Annotated in this window: 17 protein-coding genes and 1 tRNA gene; 5 read left to right on the forward strand and 13 right to left on the reverse strand. The window is 65.5% G+C overall.

The window, feature by feature from the left end:
- Window positions 1-17: 17 nt before the first annotated feature.
- Entirely contained in the window at window positions 18-473 is a 456-nt protein-coding gene (locus C451_RS13800; protein WP_007741508.1) for a hypothetical protein, read from the reverse strand.
- Between the two features lie 87 nt (window positions 474-560).
- Between C451_RS13800 and C451_RS13805 the strand changes: the two genes are divergently transcribed.
- Window positions 561-1,169: a DUF420 domain-containing protein gene (locus C451_RS13805; protein ID WP_007741509.1), complete on the forward strand. Its 609-nt coding sequence runs from the start codon at window positions 561-563 to the stop codon at window positions 1,167-1,169.
- 98 nt (window positions 1,170-1,267) lie between these two features.
- Here the strand turns inward: C451_RS13805 and C451_RS13810 are convergent, their stop codons facing one another.
- From C451_RS13810 to C451_RS13825, 4 genes are read right to left on the reverse strand one after another with little or no spacing between them, the layout of a single operon-like run.
- Window positions 1,268-2,014 carry an ABC transporter permease gene (locus tag C451_RS13810; protein ID WP_007741510.1) on the reverse strand — a complete coding sequence of 249 codons (747 nt, stop codon included), beginning with the start codon at window positions 2,012-2,014 and terminating at the stop codon, window positions 1,268-1,270.
- A complete protein-coding gene (locus C451_RS13815; RefSeq protein ID WP_007741512.1) occupies window positions 2,011-2,961 on the reverse strand; it encodes an ABC transporter ATP-binding protein in 951 nt (316 codons plus the stop codon). The genes C451_RS13810 and C451_RS13815 overlap by 4 nt, the downstream gene beginning before the upstream one ends.
- A gap of 48 nt (window positions 2,962-3,009) precedes the next feature.
- Complete coding sequence (locus C451_RS13820; RefSeq protein WP_007741513.1) at window positions 3,010-3,240, reverse strand: SelT/SelW/SelH family protein; 231 nt, start codon at window positions 3,238-3,240, stop codon at window positions 3,010-3,012.
- Between the two features lie 41 nt (window positions 3,241-3,281).
- Entirely contained in the window at window positions 3,282-4,691 is a 1,410-nt protein-coding gene (locus tag C451_RS13825; protein WP_007741515.1) for a heme o synthase, read from the reverse strand.
- Window positions 4,692-4,803: 112 nt separating this feature from the next.
- Here C451_RS13825 and coxB point away from each other — a divergent pair, with 112 nt between their 5' ends.
- Entirely contained in the window at window positions 4,804-5,649 is an 846-nt protein-coding gene (gene coxB / locus C451_RS13830) for a cytochrome c oxidase subunit II (RefSeq protein ID WP_007741516.1), read from the forward strand.
- Here coxB and radB read toward each other — a convergent pair.
- On the reverse strand, window positions 5,646-6,341 hold the full coding sequence (gene radB, locus C451_RS13835; protein ID WP_007741517.1) for a DNA repair and recombination protein RadB: 696 nt from the start codon (window positions 6,339-6,341) through the stop codon (window positions 5,646-5,648). The two genes, coxB and radB, sit on opposite strands and share 4 nt — an antisense overlap.
- A gap of 83 nt (window positions 6,342-6,424) precedes the next feature.
- Between radB and C451_RS13840 the strand changes: the two genes are divergently transcribed.
- Complete coding sequence (locus C451_RS13840; RefSeq protein ID WP_193788314.1) at window positions 6,425-7,165, forward strand: hypothetical protein; 741 nt, start codon at window positions 6,425-6,427, stop codon at window positions 7,163-7,165.
- Between the two features lie 12 nt (window positions 7,166-7,177).
- Here C451_RS13840 and larC read toward each other — a convergent pair whose 3' ends face one another.
- Window positions 7,178-8,539, reverse strand: a complete 1,362-nt coding sequence (gene larC / locus C451_RS13845) for a nickel pincer cofactor biosynthesis protein LarC (RefSeq protein ID WP_007741519.1) — start codon at window positions 8,537-8,539, stop codon at window positions 7,178-7,180.
- 113 nt (window positions 8,540-8,652) lie between these two features.
- Here larC and C451_RS13850 point away from each other — a divergent pair, with 113 nt between their 5' ends.
- Together C451_RS13850 and C451_RS13855 are read left to right on the forward strand one after the other, a co-directional pair.
- Complete coding sequence (locus C451_RS13850) at window positions 8,653-10,878, forward strand: CDC48 family AAA ATPase (RefSeq protein ID WP_007741520.1); 2,226 nt, start codon at window positions 8,653-8,655, stop codon at window positions 10,876-10,878.
- Window positions 10,879-11,086: 208 nt separating this feature from the next.
- Window positions 11,087-11,160: transfer RNA gene (locus C451_RS13855), tRNA-Lys, on the forward strand.
- Window positions 11,161-11,534: 374 nt separating this feature from the next.
- Here the strand turns inward: C451_RS13855 and C451_RS13860 are convergent.
- From C451_RS13860 to C451_RS13885, 6 genes are all read right to left on the reverse strand, one after another.
- On the reverse strand, window positions 11,535-11,777 hold the full coding sequence (locus tag C451_RS13860) for a hypothetical protein (RefSeq protein WP_007741521.1): 243 nt from the start codon (window positions 11,775-11,777) through the stop codon (window positions 11,535-11,537).
- 406 nt (window positions 11,778-12,183) lie between these two features.
- On the reverse strand, window positions 12,184-13,041 hold the full coding sequence (locus C451_RS13865) for an alpha/beta hydrolase (protein ID WP_007741522.1): 858 nt from the start codon (window positions 13,039-13,041) through the stop codon (window positions 12,184-12,186).
- A gap of 50 nt (window positions 13,042-13,091) precedes the next feature.
- Window positions 13,092-14,360 (reverse strand): kynureninase, encoded by a 1,269-nt coding sequence (gene kynU, locus C451_RS13870; RefSeq protein WP_007741523.1) that lies wholly within the window; start codon window positions 14,358-14,360, stop codon window positions 13,092-13,094.
- A gap of 40 nt (window positions 14,361-14,400) precedes the next feature.
- Entirely contained in the window at window positions 14,401-15,828 is a 1,428-nt protein-coding gene (locus tag C451_RS13875; protein WP_007741524.1) for an APC family permease, read from the reverse strand.
- A 134-nt stretch (window positions 15,829-15,962) separates the two neighbouring features.
- Window positions 15,963-18,554, reverse strand: coding sequence for a heavy metal translocating P-type ATPase (locus C451_RS13880; protein ID WP_007741525.1), 2,592 nt, complete (start codon window positions 18,552-18,554; stop codon window positions 15,963-15,965).
- A 103-nt stretch (window positions 18,555-18,657) separates the two neighbouring features.
- The gene (locus C451_RS13885; protein WP_007741526.1) at window positions 18,658-19,101 is read right to left on the reverse strand and encodes a universal stress protein; all 444 of its coding nucleotides are present in this window, start codon (window positions 19,099-19,101) and stop codon (window positions 18,658-18,660) included.
- Window positions 19,102-19,127: the final 26 nt, after the last annotated feature.

Below are 19,127 nucleotides of genomic sequence, written 5' to 3' on the forward strand. Positions count from 1 at the left end.
AAAACGATGCACGATCGTCAGTAGCCGTGCGGCCCGAGCTGTCGGCGCTCGTGCTGGACCGCCTCGAAGACCAGCCAGAAGCCGGCCAGCGCGGTCAGGATCGGGACGAACGACCCCGGGTTCGTCCAGTCGACCGCTCGTCTTGACGTGAACCCGTAGAACGTCCCGTCGCGCGAGACGTACTGCGGCAGGCTCAGACCGTCGTCCTCGAAACTGTAGCTTTGCCCGTCGATGGCGTTGTCGACGATGCGTTTCGTCTCGGCGTCGAGCTGTCGGTACGGCGTCGTCTGCGTTTGCTGCTGGAAGCTCGGCTCGTCGACCTGGCCGTCGTAGCCGAACTGGTAATCGAAATCGGCCGTGCCGAGCCAGATCGGCCCGCTGGCGAGCAGCACGCAGACGCCGAGGAGCATCAGGAGAAATCGGAGCGACGAGTATCGCGTGAGCAGCGTGCTCTGAAGGAGCGACCGGACCATACATTTACTGTCGAAACCGTCGATAAATATCTTCCCCCGCCGCGCCGAACCAGAAGACCGATAGTTCGAACGAGCCAACGGCCGGGAATGGCAACAGCCAGCACGCACGGCCCCGTCAAGGAGCATCCGCTCGCGGCGACCGCCGTCCTCTCGGTGATCGGCTACGTGCTCGTCATCGGGACGTTCGCCGGCGTCCTCGATATCTTTCCGCCGATCGACGACGGGACGGTGCTCCTGCTCTCGGACGCCATCGCCGTCGTCAACAGTCTCGCGCTGACGGCGCTGCTCGTCGGTTTCTACTTCATCCGGCACGACGAGGTCCGTCGCCACCGCGCGGCGATGCTCACCGCCTTCGGACTCATCATGGTCTTCCTCGTGCTCTACCTCTGGAAAGTGGGTGGCGGGTTCGAGAAGGAGATCGTCATCGAACAGGGTCAGTTCCTCGCCGGCTACGCCGGCCTCATCAGACCGCTCTATCTGGTGATGCTCGCGATCCACATCCTGCTGTCGGCGATCGCGGTCCCCGTCGTCATCTACCCGGTCGTGCTCGGACTGACCCACACCCCGGCCGAACTCAAGGAGACCGCCCACGCACGCATCGGCCGCATCGCGGTCGCCTCGTGGTCGCTCAGCCTGTTTTTGGGCGTCGTGACCTACTTCCTGCTGAACCATCTCTACAGCTGGATGCCGCGGTAGCACCGTCGAACTGAGAGCACCCTCGATCCGGTCGATGCGCGGCGATCCCTGTTACGACGATTCCGTTCCAGAATGAAGATCGAGTCGCAACTCGCCGATCAGTCCGTGCGCGGCAGGGCGTACGCCCCGAGTGCGAAGAAGACGACCGCGAGCACGCAGAGGACCACGAGATCGAGCTCCCAGCCGCCCCCACCGGTGACGACCGTGCGCACGCCGCGAGCGAAGTACGTCAGCGGCGAGACGTTCATCACCGGCTGGAACCACTCGGGGAGCAGATCGGGCGGCACGAACGTATCGGACAGGAAGAGCAGCGGGAGTGCCAGCGAGTTGCTCGCCGCGATGACCCCATCTTGAGAGTCGGCGAGGCTGCCGAGAAGCGCGCCCACGCCACAGAACAGCGCGACCGAGACGACGACGAACGGGATGACGACGACCGAGAGCGTCACGTCCGCACCCGTGAGGAGGACGACGAGCCCGAGGATGAGCAGGCCCGCGAGCCCGATGATCAGTACGTTGACCAGCGTCTGGGCGAGCAGCCACTCCGAGCGGGTGAGCGGCGTACTGGCGAGTTTCTCGAAGCGATTGCCCTCGCGATGGCGCGCGACCGTGCTACCGACGCGCGAGAGCGGCGTGAAGAGCACGACGACGGCCAGATAGCCCGGGACGTAGTACGCCGGCGACTCCGTAAAGAGTCCGCCGCCGGTCAGGCGCGTACCGACCAGCACGCCGAAGATGAGGATGAGGATCACGGGGAAAAAGAAGGTGAAGAAGACGGCCGTCCGCCGGCGCAGGAACGAGCGCCACGCCGCGCTGGTCGCTGCACCGATCCGCCCGGTCGCGGTCACTGTGCCACCTCCGTCGTCCGCCCCGTCTCCGCGAGCGAGCGATCGCCGTCGATACCGTCGCGCGAACGGCTTTCGTCGGTCACTGTGAGATAGACGTCCTCCAGGTCGGGCTGTCGCCACGCGAGCTCGCCGTAGTCGATGGCGTTCCGTTCGAGCGCGTCCACCACCGTCCCGATCTCGGTCGCCGAAACGTCGCCCACGACGATACCCGTCGGATGGGGGTCGATCGTATGGTCGAGCCCGTCGAGCGATGTCGTGTCGGCGTCGGTTTCGATTTCGAGACGCGACCGACCACCGTATTCGGCGACGAGGTCAGTAGGGGAACCGACGGCGGCCAGCTGGCCGTCGGCGAGCAGCCCCACCCGATCGGCGAGCCGCTCGGCCTCGGCCATGTAGTGGGTGGTGAGGAGGATCGTCGTGCCGCCGGCCGCGAGCCCCTCCAGGAGTCGCCAGAGCGCGCGCCGACCGGCCGGATCGATGCCCGTCGTCGGCTCGTCGAGCACCAGCAGGTCGGGATCGTTGACGAGCGTCGCGCCGACGCAGGTCCGGCGTTGCTGGCCGCCCGAGAGGTCCTCGTACCGTGTGTCGGCGCTGTCGGTCATCCCGACGTCGTCGAGAACGCTCTCGATGTCACGTGGATCGTCGTACAGACCGGCGTAGTAGTCGAGCAGTTCGCGCGCGCTCAGCCGTGCCGGCGGCGAAAACGATTGGGGGAGCACGCCGAGGCGTGCGTTCTCAACCGCGTCGGGCGACGAGTCGAACAGCGACACCGCGCCGTCGACCGCGGTGGTGCCGGTCAGCGCGCGCACGAGCGTCGTCTTGCCCGCACCGTTCGGGCCGACCAGCGCGAACACCTCGCCGGCGGCGACCGACAGCGAGACGCCGTCGAGCGCCACCGTCTCGCCGTACTCCCGGCGAACGTCCTCAGCACGCAGTACCGCATCCATGCTGGATCGACGGTCGCGCCCGTTCTAAGGGGTTCGATTCGACGAGCGTCAGAGTCGACCGCGCACCTCGCGGGTGATGCCGTCGACGTCGTACTCGTCCTCGCTCTTGTCGAAGACCGTCTCGCCGTCGACGTTCACTCTGAAGACGCCGTGATCGCCGGTGACGAGTGCCACCCGGTCGAGTTTGGCACCGAAGTTCGTGAGCAGCGCGTGCTGGACGTTTTCGGCGCGTTCGAGGAAGCCACAGGGGACGCAGTATTCGATCTCGACTGTCGCCATGGTGAAGATTGCGTCTCGGCCGATTTACGCCTATCGCCGGCTCAGAGCAGGATGGCGTCGATGACGATGGCGAACAGCAGCGCGCCGAGATAGGCGTTCGAAGCGTGAAACGCACGGAAGGCGGCCTGTTCGCTGCGCTCGCGATGGAGTCTGACGACCGTCCAGAGGAACAGTGCGCCGAAGGCGACCGTCGCGCCGGCGTAGAGCCAGCCGAGCGATGTGACTGCGGCGAGGACGCTCGCACCGAGCAGCGTGGCCGCGAGATACCAGACGATATGTCGGCGGGTGACGCGCTCGCCACGAACCACGGGCAACATCGGAAAGCCACCGCGGGCGTAGTCGTCCTTGTACGCGAGCGCGAGATTGTAGAAGTGTGCCGGCGTCCAGAGGAAGATGACGCCCGCGAGCGCGAGCCCCGGCACGCCAATCGTTCCCGTCACCCCGACCCAGCCGATGAGTGCCGGCAGCGCGCCCGCAGCACCACCCAGAACGGTGTTCTGCACCGTGTTCGGTTTGAGCACGAGCGTGTAGATCACGCTATAAAAGAGGATGGCACAGAGGCCGAGCGCGGCCGCCAGCAGGTTGACCGAGAGGAACAGCGCGAGCGAGGCGGCCGCCAGCAGGACGCCGAAGGCGAGTGCGTTCGTCACGCCCACCTGATCGGTGGCGATCGGGCGGTCGTTCGTCCGCTGCATCTTCCGATCCTTCTTGCGTTCGAGCACGTGGTTGAACGTGCCGCTCGCGCCGATCGCGAGCACGCCACCGCCGAGCACCCTGACGACGATCCCGGCATCGAGCGACGGCCCGGCCGCGAGCGCCATCCCGGCGGCCGCCACGAGACAGAGCAGCCACATCAGTCGGGGTTTCATCAGTCGGAAATACGCCGCGCCGATCCGTTTCGCACGGGCGAGCGGGCCGGATGGCCGTGACGAGGGCTGTAGTGACGGGGTCTCGCCGGTGTCGGTCGGTTCGGCCGTGAGTGGATCCGGATCCGTGACCGGTGCCGTGTCGTCGGTGCCGAGCTCGAGCGTCCACGCGAGCGCGAGGACGAGCCCGACGAAGATCGCCATCCCGGAGAGCAGGTGAAGCGTCGAGAGCCAGTCGGCCGAGGTGGTCGCGGCGAGCGCGCCCAGTCCGATCTGGACGGGGTAGAGAACGAACGGGACGAGGAGGACAGCCTTCGCGCGTCGCGACGTGGACGAGCGCCAGGTCGTGACGAGCGCCGCGAGGACGACGACGCCGACGACGAGCGCCGCGAGGCGGTGGCCCCAGGCGATGAGCACGCGCGGATCGGAGAGATCGGTGCCACAGAGCGGCCAGGTCGAGCAGGCTTGCGTCGCCTCGGTCAGCGCCGTCGTCGCTCCGACGACGATGAGAAGATAGACGCCGATGGCCGCGGCCGCAAGCAGCGTCGTCACCCGTCTGCGCTCGGTGGCTGTGTTGGCTGTCACGGTGTTGTGACTCGATTTTGATCTTCGCAATCGGCGTACTTAGGCCCCGCGTTTTCGGCTATCGGCGGGGGAGTCAGCAGGTATTTATGCTCCACTACCGAAGCGCGGACAGATGACCAAAACGCGTCTCGGGCGGTACGCCCTGCTGGTGGTCGGGGTCGTTCTCGCCGCGACGGAACCGGTGTTGGCACAGTCGGTCAACGCGGACCTCATCTACGGACTGAACGCGAAGCTGCTCTACGTCGCGATCCCGATAACGCTGCTCGTCCAGATCATTCTGGTCTACGCAGTCTGGAAATTTCGGAACAACGACGATCCGCAGCCGACCCGCGAGAACCGGCGGCTCGAGATCACGTGGACGGTCGCCACCGCGATCATCCTCCTGTTCGTCGGCGTCGCCTCCTACACGGTGCTCGGCAGCCCGGCGATCGCGCTGACGGCCGACGAGAATCAGGCACAGCCCCAGGCCCAACAGCAGATCCAACCGTCGGTCACGCATCCGAACCGCTCGGGGGCGACCGCCCCGGATAGCAAACAGGCCGTCGAGATCGAGATCGACGCCTTCCAGTGGGGCTGGGAGTTCATCTATCCGGACGCGGGCGTCAACTCCTCGACCGAACTCGCGGTACCGGCGAACAAGTCGGTCTATCTCCACATCACCTCCCGTGACGTCATCCACGCCGTCCACGTGCCGGCGCTCGGCCTCAAACAGGACGCCATCCCCGGCGAGTACAACACGATCATGACCAACGCCACCGAACCCGGCACCTACCAGCTCTACTGTGCCGAGTTCTGTGGCTCCGGCCACTCGAAGATGCTCGCCAACATGACGGTCATGCCACAGGACGAATACCAGTCGTGGCTCGACGAGCAGAAATCCGGTAGCGGTTCGAACGAGAGCGCTGGCGGCTCGGCGAACAGTTCGTCGCTGGCCCCCGTCGCCGCGAACCCGGCCTAAACCCCTTCTTCGACCGCTTCGAGACCGTCGTTCGTGATCGCGAACCGGCAGGTCTCGCCGGCAGCTTTCGAGCCGTGTTTTTCGAGCGTCGCTCGGCGGTTGCCCGCTCGGAACCGTTCGAGTCTGAGGATCGTCCCCGTCAGATGGGAGAGCGTGTGGCCGCCGAGTGCCCGCGCCCGCCCCGACTCGCTCTCGGGATCGGCGAACACCTGATTGGTGAGCAACACGGCGAGATCGTGTTTGCGCGCGAGCGACAGCAGATGCGTCACCTGGCGACCGATCTGTCGGAGCGCCTCGCCGTCCTCCCGGTTCGTCCGCTCCAGGCGATAGAAGCCCGTCGCGCTGTCGAGCACGATCAACGAGGTGCGCTCGGCGAGCTGTTCGGCGTCGCGGACGGCCTCCTCCTGTTCGTCGAAATCGAGCGCCTCGGCGACGACGATGCGCGAGGTGAGATCGTCGAGATCGGCGCTGCGTGCCTGTGCGAGCTGCTCGAAACGTGCCACGGAGAGCCCCTCGGTGTCGACGTAGTAGCTCGCATCGCCGTCGACGGCCGTCTCGACGGCCGCCGACAGCGCGAGATTCGTCTTGCCGGCGGCCGGCGGGCCGTAGACCTGCGTGACGGCCCCGCGCGGGAGCCCGCCGCCGAGGAGGTCGTCGAGCACCCCACAGCCGGTCGAAAGCGGTTCGCTCACGGCGGCCGTTGCCGCCCGTCCACCAAAAGTCGTCCTGTCGCCGCGTGGTGAGCGTTTATTTGTGCCGGCGATCGAGTGTGAACGTGATCGTCGTCGCCACCGCCGACTTCGAGCTCTATCACGGCGTCGTCACCGAGCTCCGCGAGCGCGGCGTCGAGTTCACGACGGTGGAGCCCGGCGACGAACTCCCCGAGCGGACGCACGTTCTCGTCGTCGGCGACGAGGACGACGTGCCCGACAGGGACGAGACACCCGACAAAGAGATCGAGATCATCCGTGCCGATCCAGCGGAGCCACAGCGGGCGGTCGAGAGCGCGCTCTCGTCGCTGCGCGACGGTGGCCGGACGATCGTCGGCGTCGATCCCGGCGATCGACCCGGTATCGCCGTGCTCTCGGGCGACGTGGTGGTCGCGGCGTTTCACGTCCCGCTCGCCGACGCTGCCGACGTCATTGCCGACGAGATCGCCGACGCGGCGGATCCGATCGTCCGTGTCGGTGATGGCGCACGACTCACGGGCGCGTCCCTCATCGACGAACTCGACGTTCCCGTGGAACTGGTCGACGAGACCGGCACGACGCCCTCGCTCGGAACCGGTGCGCGCGGGATGGGCGACGTGCTCGCCGCCGTCAACATCGCCCGGCGCTCGGGCGAGCAGGTCCGCGAGCGCACCGTCGAACCCACCGTCGGCGAACTCGACGTGATCAAGGCGCGCTCGCGCGAGCAGTCGGATACCAATCGCGAGATCGACGAGGCGCTCGCCCGTCGTGTTGCGGCCGGCGAACTGAGTATCCAGGAAGCGCTTGCGGAGCACCGCGAGCAGTGACGGCACTTCGAGCTACTCTCGAACAGTATTCTCGGCCCGCCGCATGACCTCTCGGATCGGCACGTCAGTCTCGGCGGCGATCACGCTCGCGTCGTCGTATTCGGCGCTCACGTCGTAGACCGTTCCCTCAGAATCGCTGGCGATCTTCACCCCGACCTCGTACTCCTCGCCCTCGATGGCGATCGTCGCGGTCTCAAAGGCGCGCTCAGCGACCCAGCGGTGGCGCGCGCCGGTCTCGCGCACGCCGAGGGTCCCCGTTTCGACGGCGAGTCGGCGGGCGACTTGCTCTGCGTCCTCGGATTTGACGATGACCTTCACGAGATGGCCCGGACGGGATTTCTTCATCGTCGTCGGGATGATCGAGACGTCACGCGCGCCGGCCGCTTTGAGACTGTCGTGCAACCCGCCGAGCACCTCCGGCGGGGCGTCGTCGAGGTTCGTTTCGAGCACGCGAATTCCCTCGCGCGTGAGGCCCTCGCTACTGGTACCGACCAGCGCCCGGAGTACGTTCGGATAGTCGGGAAAATCGTGATCGCCAGCGCCGTAGCCCGACGCGTCGAGATCGAGCGCGGGCAGTCGTTCGACGCCGTCGGCGACGTGTGCGAGGATCGCCGCACCCGTGGGAGTCAGGAGTTCGCCGTCGACCGGGCCACCGTGAAGCGCCCAGTCGGCGCGTTCGACGACATCGACCACCGCGGGTGCCGGCACGGGATAGGTGCCGTGGCTCATCGCGACCGTACCGCCACCACCCGCGATCGGCGTCGTCACGACGCGCTCGACGTCGAGCGAATCGAGCAGTAGCGTCGCCCCGACGACGTCCGCGATGGCATCGTCAGCGCCGACCTCGTGGAAGTGGGTTGCATCGAGGTCGGTGCCGTGGACCGCTGCCTCCGCCTCGCCCAGAATTTCGAAGATCGCCGTCGCGTCACGTTCGACTTCCTCGGGGAGCCCCATCGACTCGACGAGTTCGACGACTTCGGTGTACGATCGGGTCGGGCCAGCACCCTCGGCGTGCGTGTGATCGCCGTGATCATGCCCTTCGTGGTCGTCATGAGAATGCTCGTGCGTGTGCTCGTGACCGTGATCGTCGTGAGAATGGGGGTGGGTGTGGTCGTGCGTCTGCGCGTGATCGCCGTGGTCGTGCGATCGATCGTCGTCGGTTTCGTCGTGGTCGTCGGTGGATTCGTCATCGAAAAGGACGGCAACGGTCGTCGCGTCGATACCGTTCTTCGTCGTCGTATCGATCGCGTACCGGACGTCGAGTGCCTTCTCGATCGGCTCCAACACATCGGGATCCGCGCCGGCGGCGAGCAGCGCGCCACAGAGCATGTCGCCGCTCGCGCCCATGCGACCGTCGAACGCCAGTGTTCGCATGGTCGGGGTGGGGCTGGCGTGGCGAAAAGCCGTCCGGTCGTGGTGGTCCGGCATGGGCGGACAGGCAAAAGGCATAACCCCGCCAGCGACGGAGTATGGGACATCAGCCAGCCATGAACGAAGTCCAACTGGAGGTGGCGAAGGCGTACCCCAACGACTCGGGCCGCGGCATCGCCCGCCTCGATCCGGATACCCTGTTGCATCTCAAACTCTCGCCGGGCGACATCATCGAGATCGAGGGTGGCGACACGACCGCCGCGAAGGTCTGGCGCGCCGATCGGCAGGACTGGAACACCGATACGGTTCGGATCGACGGGTTCACGCGACAGAACGCCGACATCGGCATCGGCGAGCGCGTCGAGATCCGCAAGGCCGATCCTGGGACGGCCGACCGGCTCGTGCTCGCCCCACCCGAGGAGGCCTCCGTCCAGTTCGGTAGCGACGCGGCCGGCATGGTCAAACGCCAGATCCTGAAGCGCCCCGTGGTGGAACGCGACATCGTCCCCGTGATGAGCTCGACCAACCATCCGTTCATGCGCTCGCCGGGGCAGGCGATCCCGCTGATCGCCGTCGACACCGAGCCCGACGGGGTGGCGCTCATCACCGAGGACACCGACGTCGAACTCCGCGAGGAGCCGATCTCGGGGTTCGAGAAGACGGGCGGCGGCATCACCTACGAGGACATCGGCGGCCTCCAGAGCGAGATCCAGCGCGTCCGCGAGATGGTCGAGCTGCCGATGAAACACCCCCAGATCTTCCAGAAACTCGGCATCGAGCCACCTCAAGGAGTGCTCCTCCACGGCCCGCCCGGCACGGGGAAGACCTTACTGGCGAAAGCCGTCGCCAACGAGACTTCGGCGAGTTTCTTCTCGATCGCCGGCCCGGAGATCATCTCCAAATACTACGGCGAGAGCGAACAGCAGCTCCGAGAGATCTTCGAGGACGCGACCGAGGAGTCGCCAGCGATCATCTTCATCGACGAGCTCGACTCGATAGCGCCGAAGCGCGAGGACGTGACCGGAGAGGTCGAACGGCGCGTCGTCGCCCAGCTGCTGACGATGATGGACGGCCTGGAGAGCAGAGGCCAGGTCATCGTCATCGGCGCGACCAACCGCGTCGACTCGGTCGATCCCGCACTCCGCAGACCGGGTCGGTTCGACCGCGAGATCGAAATTGGGGTACCTGACGAGCGTGGGCGTGAGGAGATCCTCCAGATCCACACGCGGGGGATGCCGCTGTCGGACGACGTGAACCTCTCGGGGCTCGCCGACGAGACCCACGGGTTCGTCGGTGCCGACATCGAGAGCCTCACGAAGGAGTCGGCGATGAAGGCGCTCCGGCGCTACCTGCCCGAGATCGATCTCGACGAGGAGGACGTCCCGCCGAGCCTCATCGATCGGATGATCATCAAGCGCGAGGACTTCGACGGCGCGCTCAACGAGGTCGAGCCAAGCGCGATGCGCGAGGTGCTCGTCGAGCTCCCGAAGATCACGTGGGGGGACGTCGGCGGGCTCGAAGATGCCAAGGGCGAACTCAAGGAGGCCGTCGAGTGGCCGCTGTCGAGCCCCGAGCGCTTCTCGCGGCTCGGTATCGAGCCACCAGCGGGCGTGCTGCTCTACGGGCCACCGGGAACGGGCAAGACGCTGATGGCCAAGGCCGTCGCCAACGAGACCAACGCCAACTTCATCTCGGTGCGCGGGCCACAGCTGCTCTCGAAGTGGGTCGGCGAGTCCGAGAAGGCGATCCGACAGACGTTCAAGAAGGCACGACAGGTCTCGCCCACAGTCATTTTCTTCGACGAACTCGATAGTCTCGCCCCGAGCCGCGGTGGCGACATGGGCTCGAACGTCTCCGAGCGCGTCGTCAACCAGCTCCTCACGGAGCTCGACGGGCTGGAGGACATGAAGGACGTGATGGTCGTCGCCGCGACCAACCGACCGGACATGATCGACCCGGCGCTCATCAGATCGGGGCGGTTCGACCGACTCGTGATGGTCGGTCAGCCGAGCATCGAGGGTCGCGAGCGCATCCTCTCGATCCACACCGACGACACGCCGCTGGCGGCCGACGTGAGCCTGCGCGAGATCGCCGAGATCACCGACGGCTACGTCGGCTCGGATCTCGAATCCATCGCTCGCGAGGCTGCGATCCAGGCGCTCCGTGACGATCCCGACGCCACCGTCGTCGAGATGCGCCACTTCCGGTCCGCGCTCGAAACCGTTCGTCCGACGATCACCGAGGACATCCTCGACTACTACGACCGCATGGCCGAGGAGTTCAAGGGCGGTGCCGCGGACCCTGCTCGCGGCCGCAGCGGCGGACGCATCGGATTCCAGTAGTAGTTTTTACTGCACCGGGTGGCGGCGGTCGATCACCACACTCTGCTTGCGTCGGACGACGCTCGCCGTTCGCTACAGAATTTCTTGTCAGTCGAATCTCGCCCCGTTCGCGAGGAGACCACGACACCGCAGTCGCAGAGTATCGCCCTCGCTCGTGATCGGTGAAGGAAAACGTATTTGACTGGGGCCGGGTAACTCCGAATCGTCAGGGCCGGTAGCTCAGTTAGGCAGAGCATCTGACTCTTAATCAGACAGTCGGGGGTTCAAATCCCTCCCGGCCCGCTTCTGCGACGAACGAACGTGAGGAGCGAAGCAGCCACGGTAGATTTGAATCAGGGAGTGAAGCGAACGGAGTGAGCGAAACGACTGTGGTTCAAATCCCTCCTGGCCCGTTCACTTCGTGACTCGTTTTGAGTCACTCCGTTCACGTCGTGTCCGTCGGAGAACACTCCACGCTTTGGGTTCCAAGAAGGGTGTAGAGACGAGTCGGAATGGATCGGGGTCGATCGGCCTCCGTTTGGCCCGCCTCCCGTGCGGTACGTTCGTCGATCCGACATGTTTCTGTCAACACATCTCGATATTACTATCAAAACTGCGCGCGCCTTCGAAAATAAGGGGTGACCTTCTGGATCGCTGTTCGTGGAAACGCGATCCGACTATACGTTTCGGAGCCGGACTTCATCGTCGTCGATCGTATCGACGTCGTCGCTCCGAAGCTCGTGGCTGTCATCGTCGTCATCCCAGTTGAGCGCCGACTTGATTTTGTCCGTCAGGCTGGAGTCGTCGTCCGTTTCGACCGTTCCACTTCCGTTTTCCACGTTCGTGATCCGGCCCACTCTGTTGCCCTGGTAGTCGAACACCGATTTGCCTCGATCGTCGTCGGTGAAATCTCGTGCCATCGCATCTACGACGTATGTCCCCACGTTTCAATTCTATTCGGCAAGCACAAGCAAGTTGGCGCCGTCCAACCTATATAATATATCATTGCTCTCCATCGTCGAGCTATGCTCTCGGAAGAGTTAGGCTGCTAGACGATTTCCGACCGGAACACCGCCAGCAGCAGATCGGCGGTTGGCTCGTTGCTCTTCGACTTTCCGGGCGAGCATTAGTGACATCGATGAGTTCCCCCCCCCCGCGAACCGACGAAGACACGTTGGAAAAACGGGTAACGGAAATTCCTCTATGGTGCTCAAAGAAGGAGGGGGGGAAGTCGAAGACCCCTCTCGGTCGGTAAAGCGAGCCAACGAGTAGGTGATGGGGATCGACAACTGACCTTTCGGTTCTCTATCGTGTCCGGTGCGTCGATCAGTTGTCGATCCGTTCCAGGATGGCCGAACAGAGCCGACTGTCCGCATCGAGAAACCCCTCGATCGCGGTGTAGTGGTTGGTCGCTGGCTGTGCCAGCCCGGTGCCGTCGAGGCCAGCCTGCTGCCACGCGGTCAGGAAATCCTCGGACTGGCGACGCAGTTCCGCGGGCTCGTCCGCGCCATAGCTGACCAGCAGCGGCGGTGCCTCCGACGGAACGTGGCGGATCGGGCTGTTGCGCCGGACCTCGTCCCAGGTCAACTGCAGTTTCGGCTGGAGCCAGGTGTAGGGAAACGGGGCGAGATCGAACAGGCCGCTGATCGTGCAGGCGCTCTCGATGATATCCGGCGATCGGTCGTATTCGCCCGCCCAGTCGGTCGTCAGCAACATTGCGGCCAGATGGCCACCCGCCGAGTGGCCGGCGACGTGGATGGAATCACCGTCGCTGCCGAACTCGTCCGCGTGATCGGCGAGCCAGACGACCGCAGCACGGGACTGGCGGACGATCTCGTCGATCGAGACCGACGGACAGAGTGCATAGTTCATCACGACGGTCGTCACGCCCGCCGAGACGGGACCACGGGCGACGAAGTCGAACTCGTCGCTGGTGCGGCTGTGCCAGTAGCCGCCGTGGATGAAGAGGAGGATCGGGGCGTTCTCGCAGTCGGCGGGGAAGACGTCGAGCCGTTCGGCCACTGTCGGACCAAACGAGACGTCGCGGTGATGATCGATCTCCGCACGAACCTCTCGACTCTTCTCGGTGTAGAACTCCGCGTACTCGGAGGCATCGTCGACGGCCTGGCTCACGTTGTACTGTGCATCCAGCTCCGCCTGGGTTTCGAACTCGCGATAGAGCATGCGTGGGATTCCGGTGGTCGGCACTTAGCCGTTGGTCACTCGCAGGGACGCTACGTGACGGTACCGTCGGGATCGAACCGTTCGTACGCGCCCGATTCGGCGATCTCGGCCAACGTCGCGACGAACTCCCAAACGTCGACGTAGCTCGTGTACAGCGGTGCCGGACAGACCCGGACGACGTTCGGCGGGCGGAAGTCGACCACGGCGTCGCGGGCGGCGAGTGCCGCCGCGAGTCGCTCCGCGTGGGGATGCTCGATGGCGACGTGCCCACCGCGTCGGGCGCGTTCGCGGGGTGTTCCGATGACGAACGAATCGTCGAGCTGTTCGTCGACGAGTTCGATCAGGTACGCCGTCAGATCGAGCGATTTCTCGCGGATCGCGTCGATACCGGCCTCGTCGACGATGTCGAGAGCACCCTCCAGCGGTGCGGCGCTCAGCATCGGAACCGTGCCGATCTGCCACGCGCCCGCGGTGTTGGCCGGCGTGTACGTCGAACGCATCGCGAACTGGGTCTCCTTCTCGTGACCCCACCAGCCGGCGAGTGCGGGCTGGGTGCCGAAGTGGCGTTCGTTCACGTAGAGCCCGGCGATGGCTCCCGGGCCGGCGTTGAGATACTTGTAGCTACACCAGACGGCGAAGTCGACGTTCGAGAGGTCGTGGGGAACGACACCGATCGAGTGCGCGAGATCGAATCCACAGATCGTTCCTGCGTCGGCTGCGGCGGTCGCGATGCGATCGACGTCGAGCAGCTGACCGCTGCGATAGAGCACCGATGGCAGTAAGAGGAGATCGACGTCGTTCGTCTCCAGTGCTGTGACGACGTCGTCCTCGTCGATCGTCCGTCCGTCGTCGCTCTCGACGACCACGAGCCGATTGTCGGGATCGAACCCGCGCTGGCGGAGCTGGGCACGGACGGCGTAGCCGTCGGTCGGGAAGTTCAGCTCGTCGACGAGCACCGTCGGCCGCCCGTCGATCGTGTCGAGAAACGTCCCGACGAGCGTGTGGATGTTGACCGTCGTGGCGTTTGCCGCGACGACCTCACTTTCCCCGACGCCGAGCAGCGGTGCGAGACGGTCGCCGAGATACTCCCCGTAGCGAAACCAGGGCGGATCGCCGTCGGTCCAGCCGCGGATGCCGAGCTCTCGCCACTCGTCGATGACGCGTTCGAGCGTGCGGTGTGCGTCCGTCGAGAGCGGACCGAGCGAGTTGCCGTCGAGGTAGAGTTCGTCCGAGCGGTGAAAGCGATCGGCGAACCCGGCGAGCGGATCGGCTTCGTCGCGGGCGGTCGCACCCTCGCGACTGGCATCGAAAGCGGGCATACTGCACGGAGTCGGCGCGCGTACAGTATCCTTTCGCTCACTACTCTTCGAGGAAAGCGAACGGCAGCCGCGCGGGGAACTCGCCGTCGATCGAGAGCCGGTAGCCCGCGTAGACCAGGAGGCCGACGACGAGCCAGATCCCCAGCAGAAGAAGGCTACTGGAGAGGAGTGCTCCGCCGACGTCACCGGCAAGTAGTTGCTGGACAGCCGGGCCGAGATCCGCCAGCGAGATCGTCTGTGAGAGGAAGACGAGCATCGAACCGGCGCTGAACAGCCCGATGACCGCGACTGTGACCGGCCCGAATTTCAGTCCACTGCGCTCGTACAGTGTCGGATTGACGTGCGGCAGGGCGACGAGCGAGAGCGCGTGGGCGATATACATGAACAGGAGCGCGGCCAGCGAGATGCTCAGCGCGTACGAGAACGTCGAGGTGAGGACGAACGCGACGGCGATCGCCCACGTGAGCGTGAGCCCGACGTCCGGCGTACCGAACCGGTCGTTGACGTGTGTGAGCGCGTCGGGCAGCAGTCGATCCCGACCGAGCGCGTAGAGGATCCGGCTCGGGGACATGTAGCCGGCGTTGGCGGTCGTCGTGTACGCGAGCAGGCTCCCGACGGCGACGATGCCGGCCGTCCCGACCGGGAAGTACGTCGCCGCGGCGTCGGTGAGCGGCGTCTCGCTCCCCGCGACCTGCTCCCACGGCAGGATGCCGAGGACGACGACACTTACGAGCAAGTAGAGCAGTCCGATGAAGAGGACGCTGCCCGCGAACACGCGCGGCAGCGTCTTCCGGGGGTTCTCGGTCTCGCCGGCGGTCTGGGCGAGCGATTCGAAGCCGATATACGAGAAGAAGAGCGCGCTCGTGCCGGCGACGAACGGACCGACGAGCCCGTCGGCATACAACTGTGTGGGAAACAGCGGCGAAAAGTTCCCCGGATCGATCTGGAACAGGCCGGGGAGGCCGAGCAGCAGGAGGACGGCGACGAGGAGACCCGTCAGGATCGCCTGTGCCCGGCCGAAGACGTCGACGCCGACGAGGTGGAGGACGAACAGGACGGTGAGAAAGGCGATCGCCCACCACTCGGCGGGGAGAAATCGGAGGGCGGGCCAGTAGCGGATCGCGTTGCCGAAACCGATCGCGAAGACCGCCTGTGCGCCGATGAAGGCCACGACTTTCAGCCAGATGAAGACGTAGCCCGCGAGCGTCGAGTTCCACGTCCGCGAGATGTGCATGTAGGCACCGCCGGGATGGTCGCCGAGCGGGCCGCTCATGAAGACCGCGTAGACGAGCGCGGTCGAGAACACGACCGGCAGTCCGGCGAGGAAGCCGAGCGGGACGGCCGGCCCCATGAGCTCCGCCGCCGTGCCCGTGACGACGAAGATCCCCGCACCGACCATCGTCCCGACGATGACCGCGACGCTGTGTATCCACGAGAGGTTCCGACTGAGACGTCCTGCTGTACCCATCGATGCAGGAGCAACGAAACGGTCACCGATCACCTTTGCCTTCCGCCCCGAATGCAGTCGCCGACTCGATCAGAGATATCGAAACCATCGCCGTCCTGGATCGGTTTCTCGTCCATCAGCCGACGGAGCGAGCGTCACTCGTCGGGCCGGATGCGCGAGAGCCGCATCGCGTTACCAGTCACACCGACGGTCATGCCGGCGTCGCCGGCGAGCACGGCCAGCCAGATCGGGACGTAGCCGAACGGGACCGCGACGGCGAGCCCGGCCTTGAAGAGGAGGCTGCCGACGATGTTCTGGCGGATGACGCCGTTGGCGTCGTTCGCGAGCTCGTAGAGGTAGGGCAGTTTCGCGAGATCGTCGCCCATCAGCGCGATGTCGGCGGTTTCGAGCGCCGTATCGGTACCCGCAGCACCCATCGCGACCCCGACGGTCGCGGTCGCGAGCGCCGGTGCGTCGTTGATCCCGTCGCCGACCATCGCGACGCCATCGTAGTCGTCGACCAGCTCGTCGATCGCTTCGACCTTCTGGTCGGGCAGCAGCTCCGCGCGGTGCTCGTCGACGCCGACTTCCTCGGCGATCGCACCCGCGGTACGATCGTTGTCACCCGTGAGCATCACCGTGTGCTCGACACCGAGTTCCTGGAGATGGGCGACCGTCCGTTTGGCCTCGTCGCGCACCTCGTCGGCGACCGCGACGACGCCCTCGATCTCGTCTTCAGTTCCCACGAGCACGACGGTCTTGCCTTCGGATTGGAGTTCGGGCACCGTCTCTTCCAGCAAGTCCAAGCAATCGTTGCGCTCGCAGAGCTGGCGGGTCGTCTCCGTGACGACGCCACCGTCGGTCGTCGCGTGGACGTGCGAGAGATCGAAGCCGAGATCGTCGAACAGGCCAGGTTTGCCGGCGAAGTGTGGCGTGCCGTCGAGTTCCGCCCGCACGCCCTTCCCGGTGATCGATTCGAAATCGTCGATCTCGCGCTCGGCGACGCCCGCACTGCCGGCTTCGGCGACGATCGCCTCGCCGATCGGGTGCTCGCTGCGCTTTTCGAGCCCGCGTGCACACCGGAGGACCTTCTCTTTGGTGTTGCCGTTGAGCGGAACGACGTCGGTCACGGTGAGTTCGCCCTTCGTGAGCGTCCCAGTTTTATCGAACGCCACCACGTCGACCGCGCCCATCGCTTCGAGGTGGTTGCCACCCTTGATGAGCACGCCGTTGTCCGCGGCGCTCGTGATGCCCGACACCACCGAGACGGGCGTCGAGATGACGAACGCGCACGGGCACGCGAGCACCAGCAGGGTGAGACCGTGGACGACGGCCGTCGACCACGTCGTTCCGAGGACGAACGGACTGCCGAGCGTGACGAGGACGGCGAAGGCGACGACGACGGGCGTGTACCACGCGGAGAACCGCTCGACGAACTGCTCGCGCTCGGTCTTGTTGGACTGGGCGTCCTCGACCATCTCCACGATGCGCGAGAGGGTGTTGTCCGCGGCCCCGGAGGTGACCTGCACTTCGAGATAGCCCTCCTCGTTGATCGTCCCCGCGTACACCTCGTCGCCGGTGGTCTTATCGACCGGGACGCTCTCGCCGGTGATCGGGGCCTGGTTGACCGCGCTCTCGCCCTCGACGACGTCGCCGTCCATCGGGATCTTCTCGCCCGGGCGCACCACTACGACCGCGCCGACCGATACCTCGTCGACCGGGATCGTCTCCTCATCGCCATCGCGCTTGACGGTCGCCTCGTCCGGCGAGAGATCCATCAACTCCTGGAGCGAGTTGCGGGCCTGATCCATCGAGGAGCGTTCGAGCAGCTCGGCAATGCTGAACAGGAAGGCGAGCGTCGCGGCCTCGAAGTAGAGCGCCTCGCCGAACACGAGGCTCGCGACCAGCGCACCGAGAATGGCGATCGACATCAGGAAGTCGATATCGAGGTTCAGATTTCGTGCCGAGTAGTAGCCGTTGCGGAGGATCTCCTGGCCGCCGAACGCGACCCCGACGAGGAAGAGGAGATCGGCGACGAACAGCTCGCTCCCGAGAACCGTCCCGACGACGGCGTTCTGCGCCCCCAGGACGAATTCGAAGAGGAGTCCGAGTCCGAGGAAGCCGCCGCTGATCCAGGTCTTGATCGCGCGCGGACCCGTCCAGATACTGCCGTTCGAGTCGATCCCATCGGTGCTCGATCCCTCGCTCGCGGCGTCGGTGACTGTGTAGCCGGCGCTCCCGATGGCTCCGACGAGCTCGCTCTCCTCGGTGGTCGTCGCGTCGTAAGTGACGGTCACCGTGCCGGTCGTCGGCTGAGCCTCGTGTGAGGTGACGCCATCCAGTTCGTCGAGCGCGTTCTCGACCTTGCCCGCACAGGAAGGGCAATCCATGTCCGGCACGGAGAGCTTCGTGGTCGTCGTGCCCGGCTCCTCGACGGTGTAGCCGGCCTTCTCGACCCGACCGGTGATCGCCTCGCGGCTCGTCGAATCGTCGAAGGTGACGGTAAGCATGCCGGTCGTCACTTGCGGGTCGACGTCCTCGATCCCGTCGAGTTTCCGGACGCTGCGCTCGACCTTCCCCGCACAAGAGGGGCAGTCCATATCGGGAACCGAGAGCTGGACGACGTTTCCCTCGTCTATCGAAGCCGAATTCGACGGCTCGTCCTGGGTTCCGGCTTCGCGGTCGGGATCGTCGTGCGTGTCGGATGGCGGGTCGATCCCGTCCTCCGACCGGTCGGATGCATCCATTACCGACGCTACGGGACGCCTTTTTATTAATCTAACTGCTAAAATAGCGGCCGCTAATAATAGTGATTATGAACGAAAGCGGAGCGGAGTAACAACCCGCCATTTAGTTCGATGCTTCGGCGTTGACTGCCATGACCGGGACGTCGGTTTCGCGGATGACTCGTTCGGTAACACTGCCGAGGAGCCGATGCTGGAGCCCGGTACGGCCGTGCGTTCCCATCACGACGAGATCGATCCCGTTCTCGGCGGCGTACTCGGGGATCCGTCGATCGGGCGCTCCTTCGAGGATCTCCGTGACGAGTTCGACACCGGCATCCCCTGTCACGGCGTTGACCTCCGCGAGGACTCGTGTCGCGGTCTCGCGGCCGACCTCCCAGAGCGCGTCGTGGACCTCGACCTTCGAGACCGTCATCCAGCTCTTGTCGGTATCGACGACGAACAGCGCGTGGAGCGTCGCGTCGTACCGATCGGCGAGATCGAGCGCGTGCCGGACCGCGGCGGCTGCGGGCTCGCTGCCATCGGTTGGGACGAGGATGCGGTCGTACATGTCAGTTTTGGCCTCCGATCCGTCCG

The sequence above is a fragment of the Halococcus thailandensis JCM 13552 genome (assembly GCF_000336715.1).
Taxonomy (GTDB): Archaea; Halobacteriota; Halobacteria; order Halobacteriales; family Halococcaceae; genus Halococcus; species Halococcus thailandensis.

What these genes read in the sequence shown, in the direction of transcription:
- larC (WP_007741519.1), bottom strand. Translation starts at nt 8,539, where the DNA reads ATGCGAACACTGGCGTTCGACGGTCGCATGGGCGCGAGCGGCGACATG.
- kynU (WP_007741523.1), bottom strand. Translation starts at nt 14,360, where the DNA reads ATGCCCGCTTTCGATGCCAGTCGCGAGGGTGCGACCGCCCGCGACGAA.
- C451_RS13805 (WP_007741509.1), top strand. Translation starts at nt 561, where the DNA reads ATGGCAACAGCCAGCACGCACGGCCCCGTCAAGGAGCATCCGCTCGCG.
- coxB (WP_007741516.1), top strand. Translation starts at nt 4,804, where the DNA reads ATGACCAAAACGCGTCTCGGGCGGTACGCCCTGCTGGTGGTCGGGGTC.
- C451_RS13865 (WP_007741522.1), bottom strand. Translation starts at nt 13,041, where the DNA reads ATGCTCTATCGCGAGTTCGAAACCCAGGCGGAGCTGGATGCACAGTAC.
- C451_RS13880 (WP_007741525.1), bottom strand. Translation starts at nt 18,554, where the DNA reads ATGGATGCATCCGACCGGTCGGAGGACGGGATCGACCCGCCATCCGAC.
- C451_RS13850 (WP_007741520.1), top strand. Translation starts at nt 8,653, where the DNA reads ATGAACGAAGTCCAACTGGAGGTGGCGAAGGCGTACCCCAACGACTCG.
- C451_RS13820 (WP_007741513.1), bottom strand. Translation starts at nt 3,240, where the DNA reads ATGGCGACAGTCGAGATCGAATACTGCGTCCCCTGTGGCTTCCTCGAA.
- C451_RS13815 (WP_007741512.1), bottom strand. Translation starts at nt 2,961, where the DNA reads ATGGATGCGGTACTGCGTGCTGAGGACGTTCGCCGGGAGTACGGCGAG.
- C451_RS13860 (WP_007741521.1), bottom strand. Translation starts at nt 11,777, where the DNA reads ATGGCACGAGATTTCACCGACGACGATCGAGGCAAATCGGTGTTCGAC.
- C451_RS13875 (WP_007741524.1), bottom strand. Translation starts at nt 15,828, where the DNA reads ATGGGTACAGCAGGACGTCTCAGTCGGAACCTCTCGTGGATACACAGC.
- C451_RS13885 (WP_007741526.1), bottom strand. Translation starts at nt 19,101, where the DNA reads ATGTACGACCGCATCCTCGTCCCAACCGATGGCAGCGAGCCCGCAGCC.
- C451_RS13800 (WP_007741508.1), bottom strand. Translation starts at nt 473, where the DNA reads ATGGTCCGGTCGCTCCTTCAGAGCACGCTGCTCACGCGATACTCGTCG.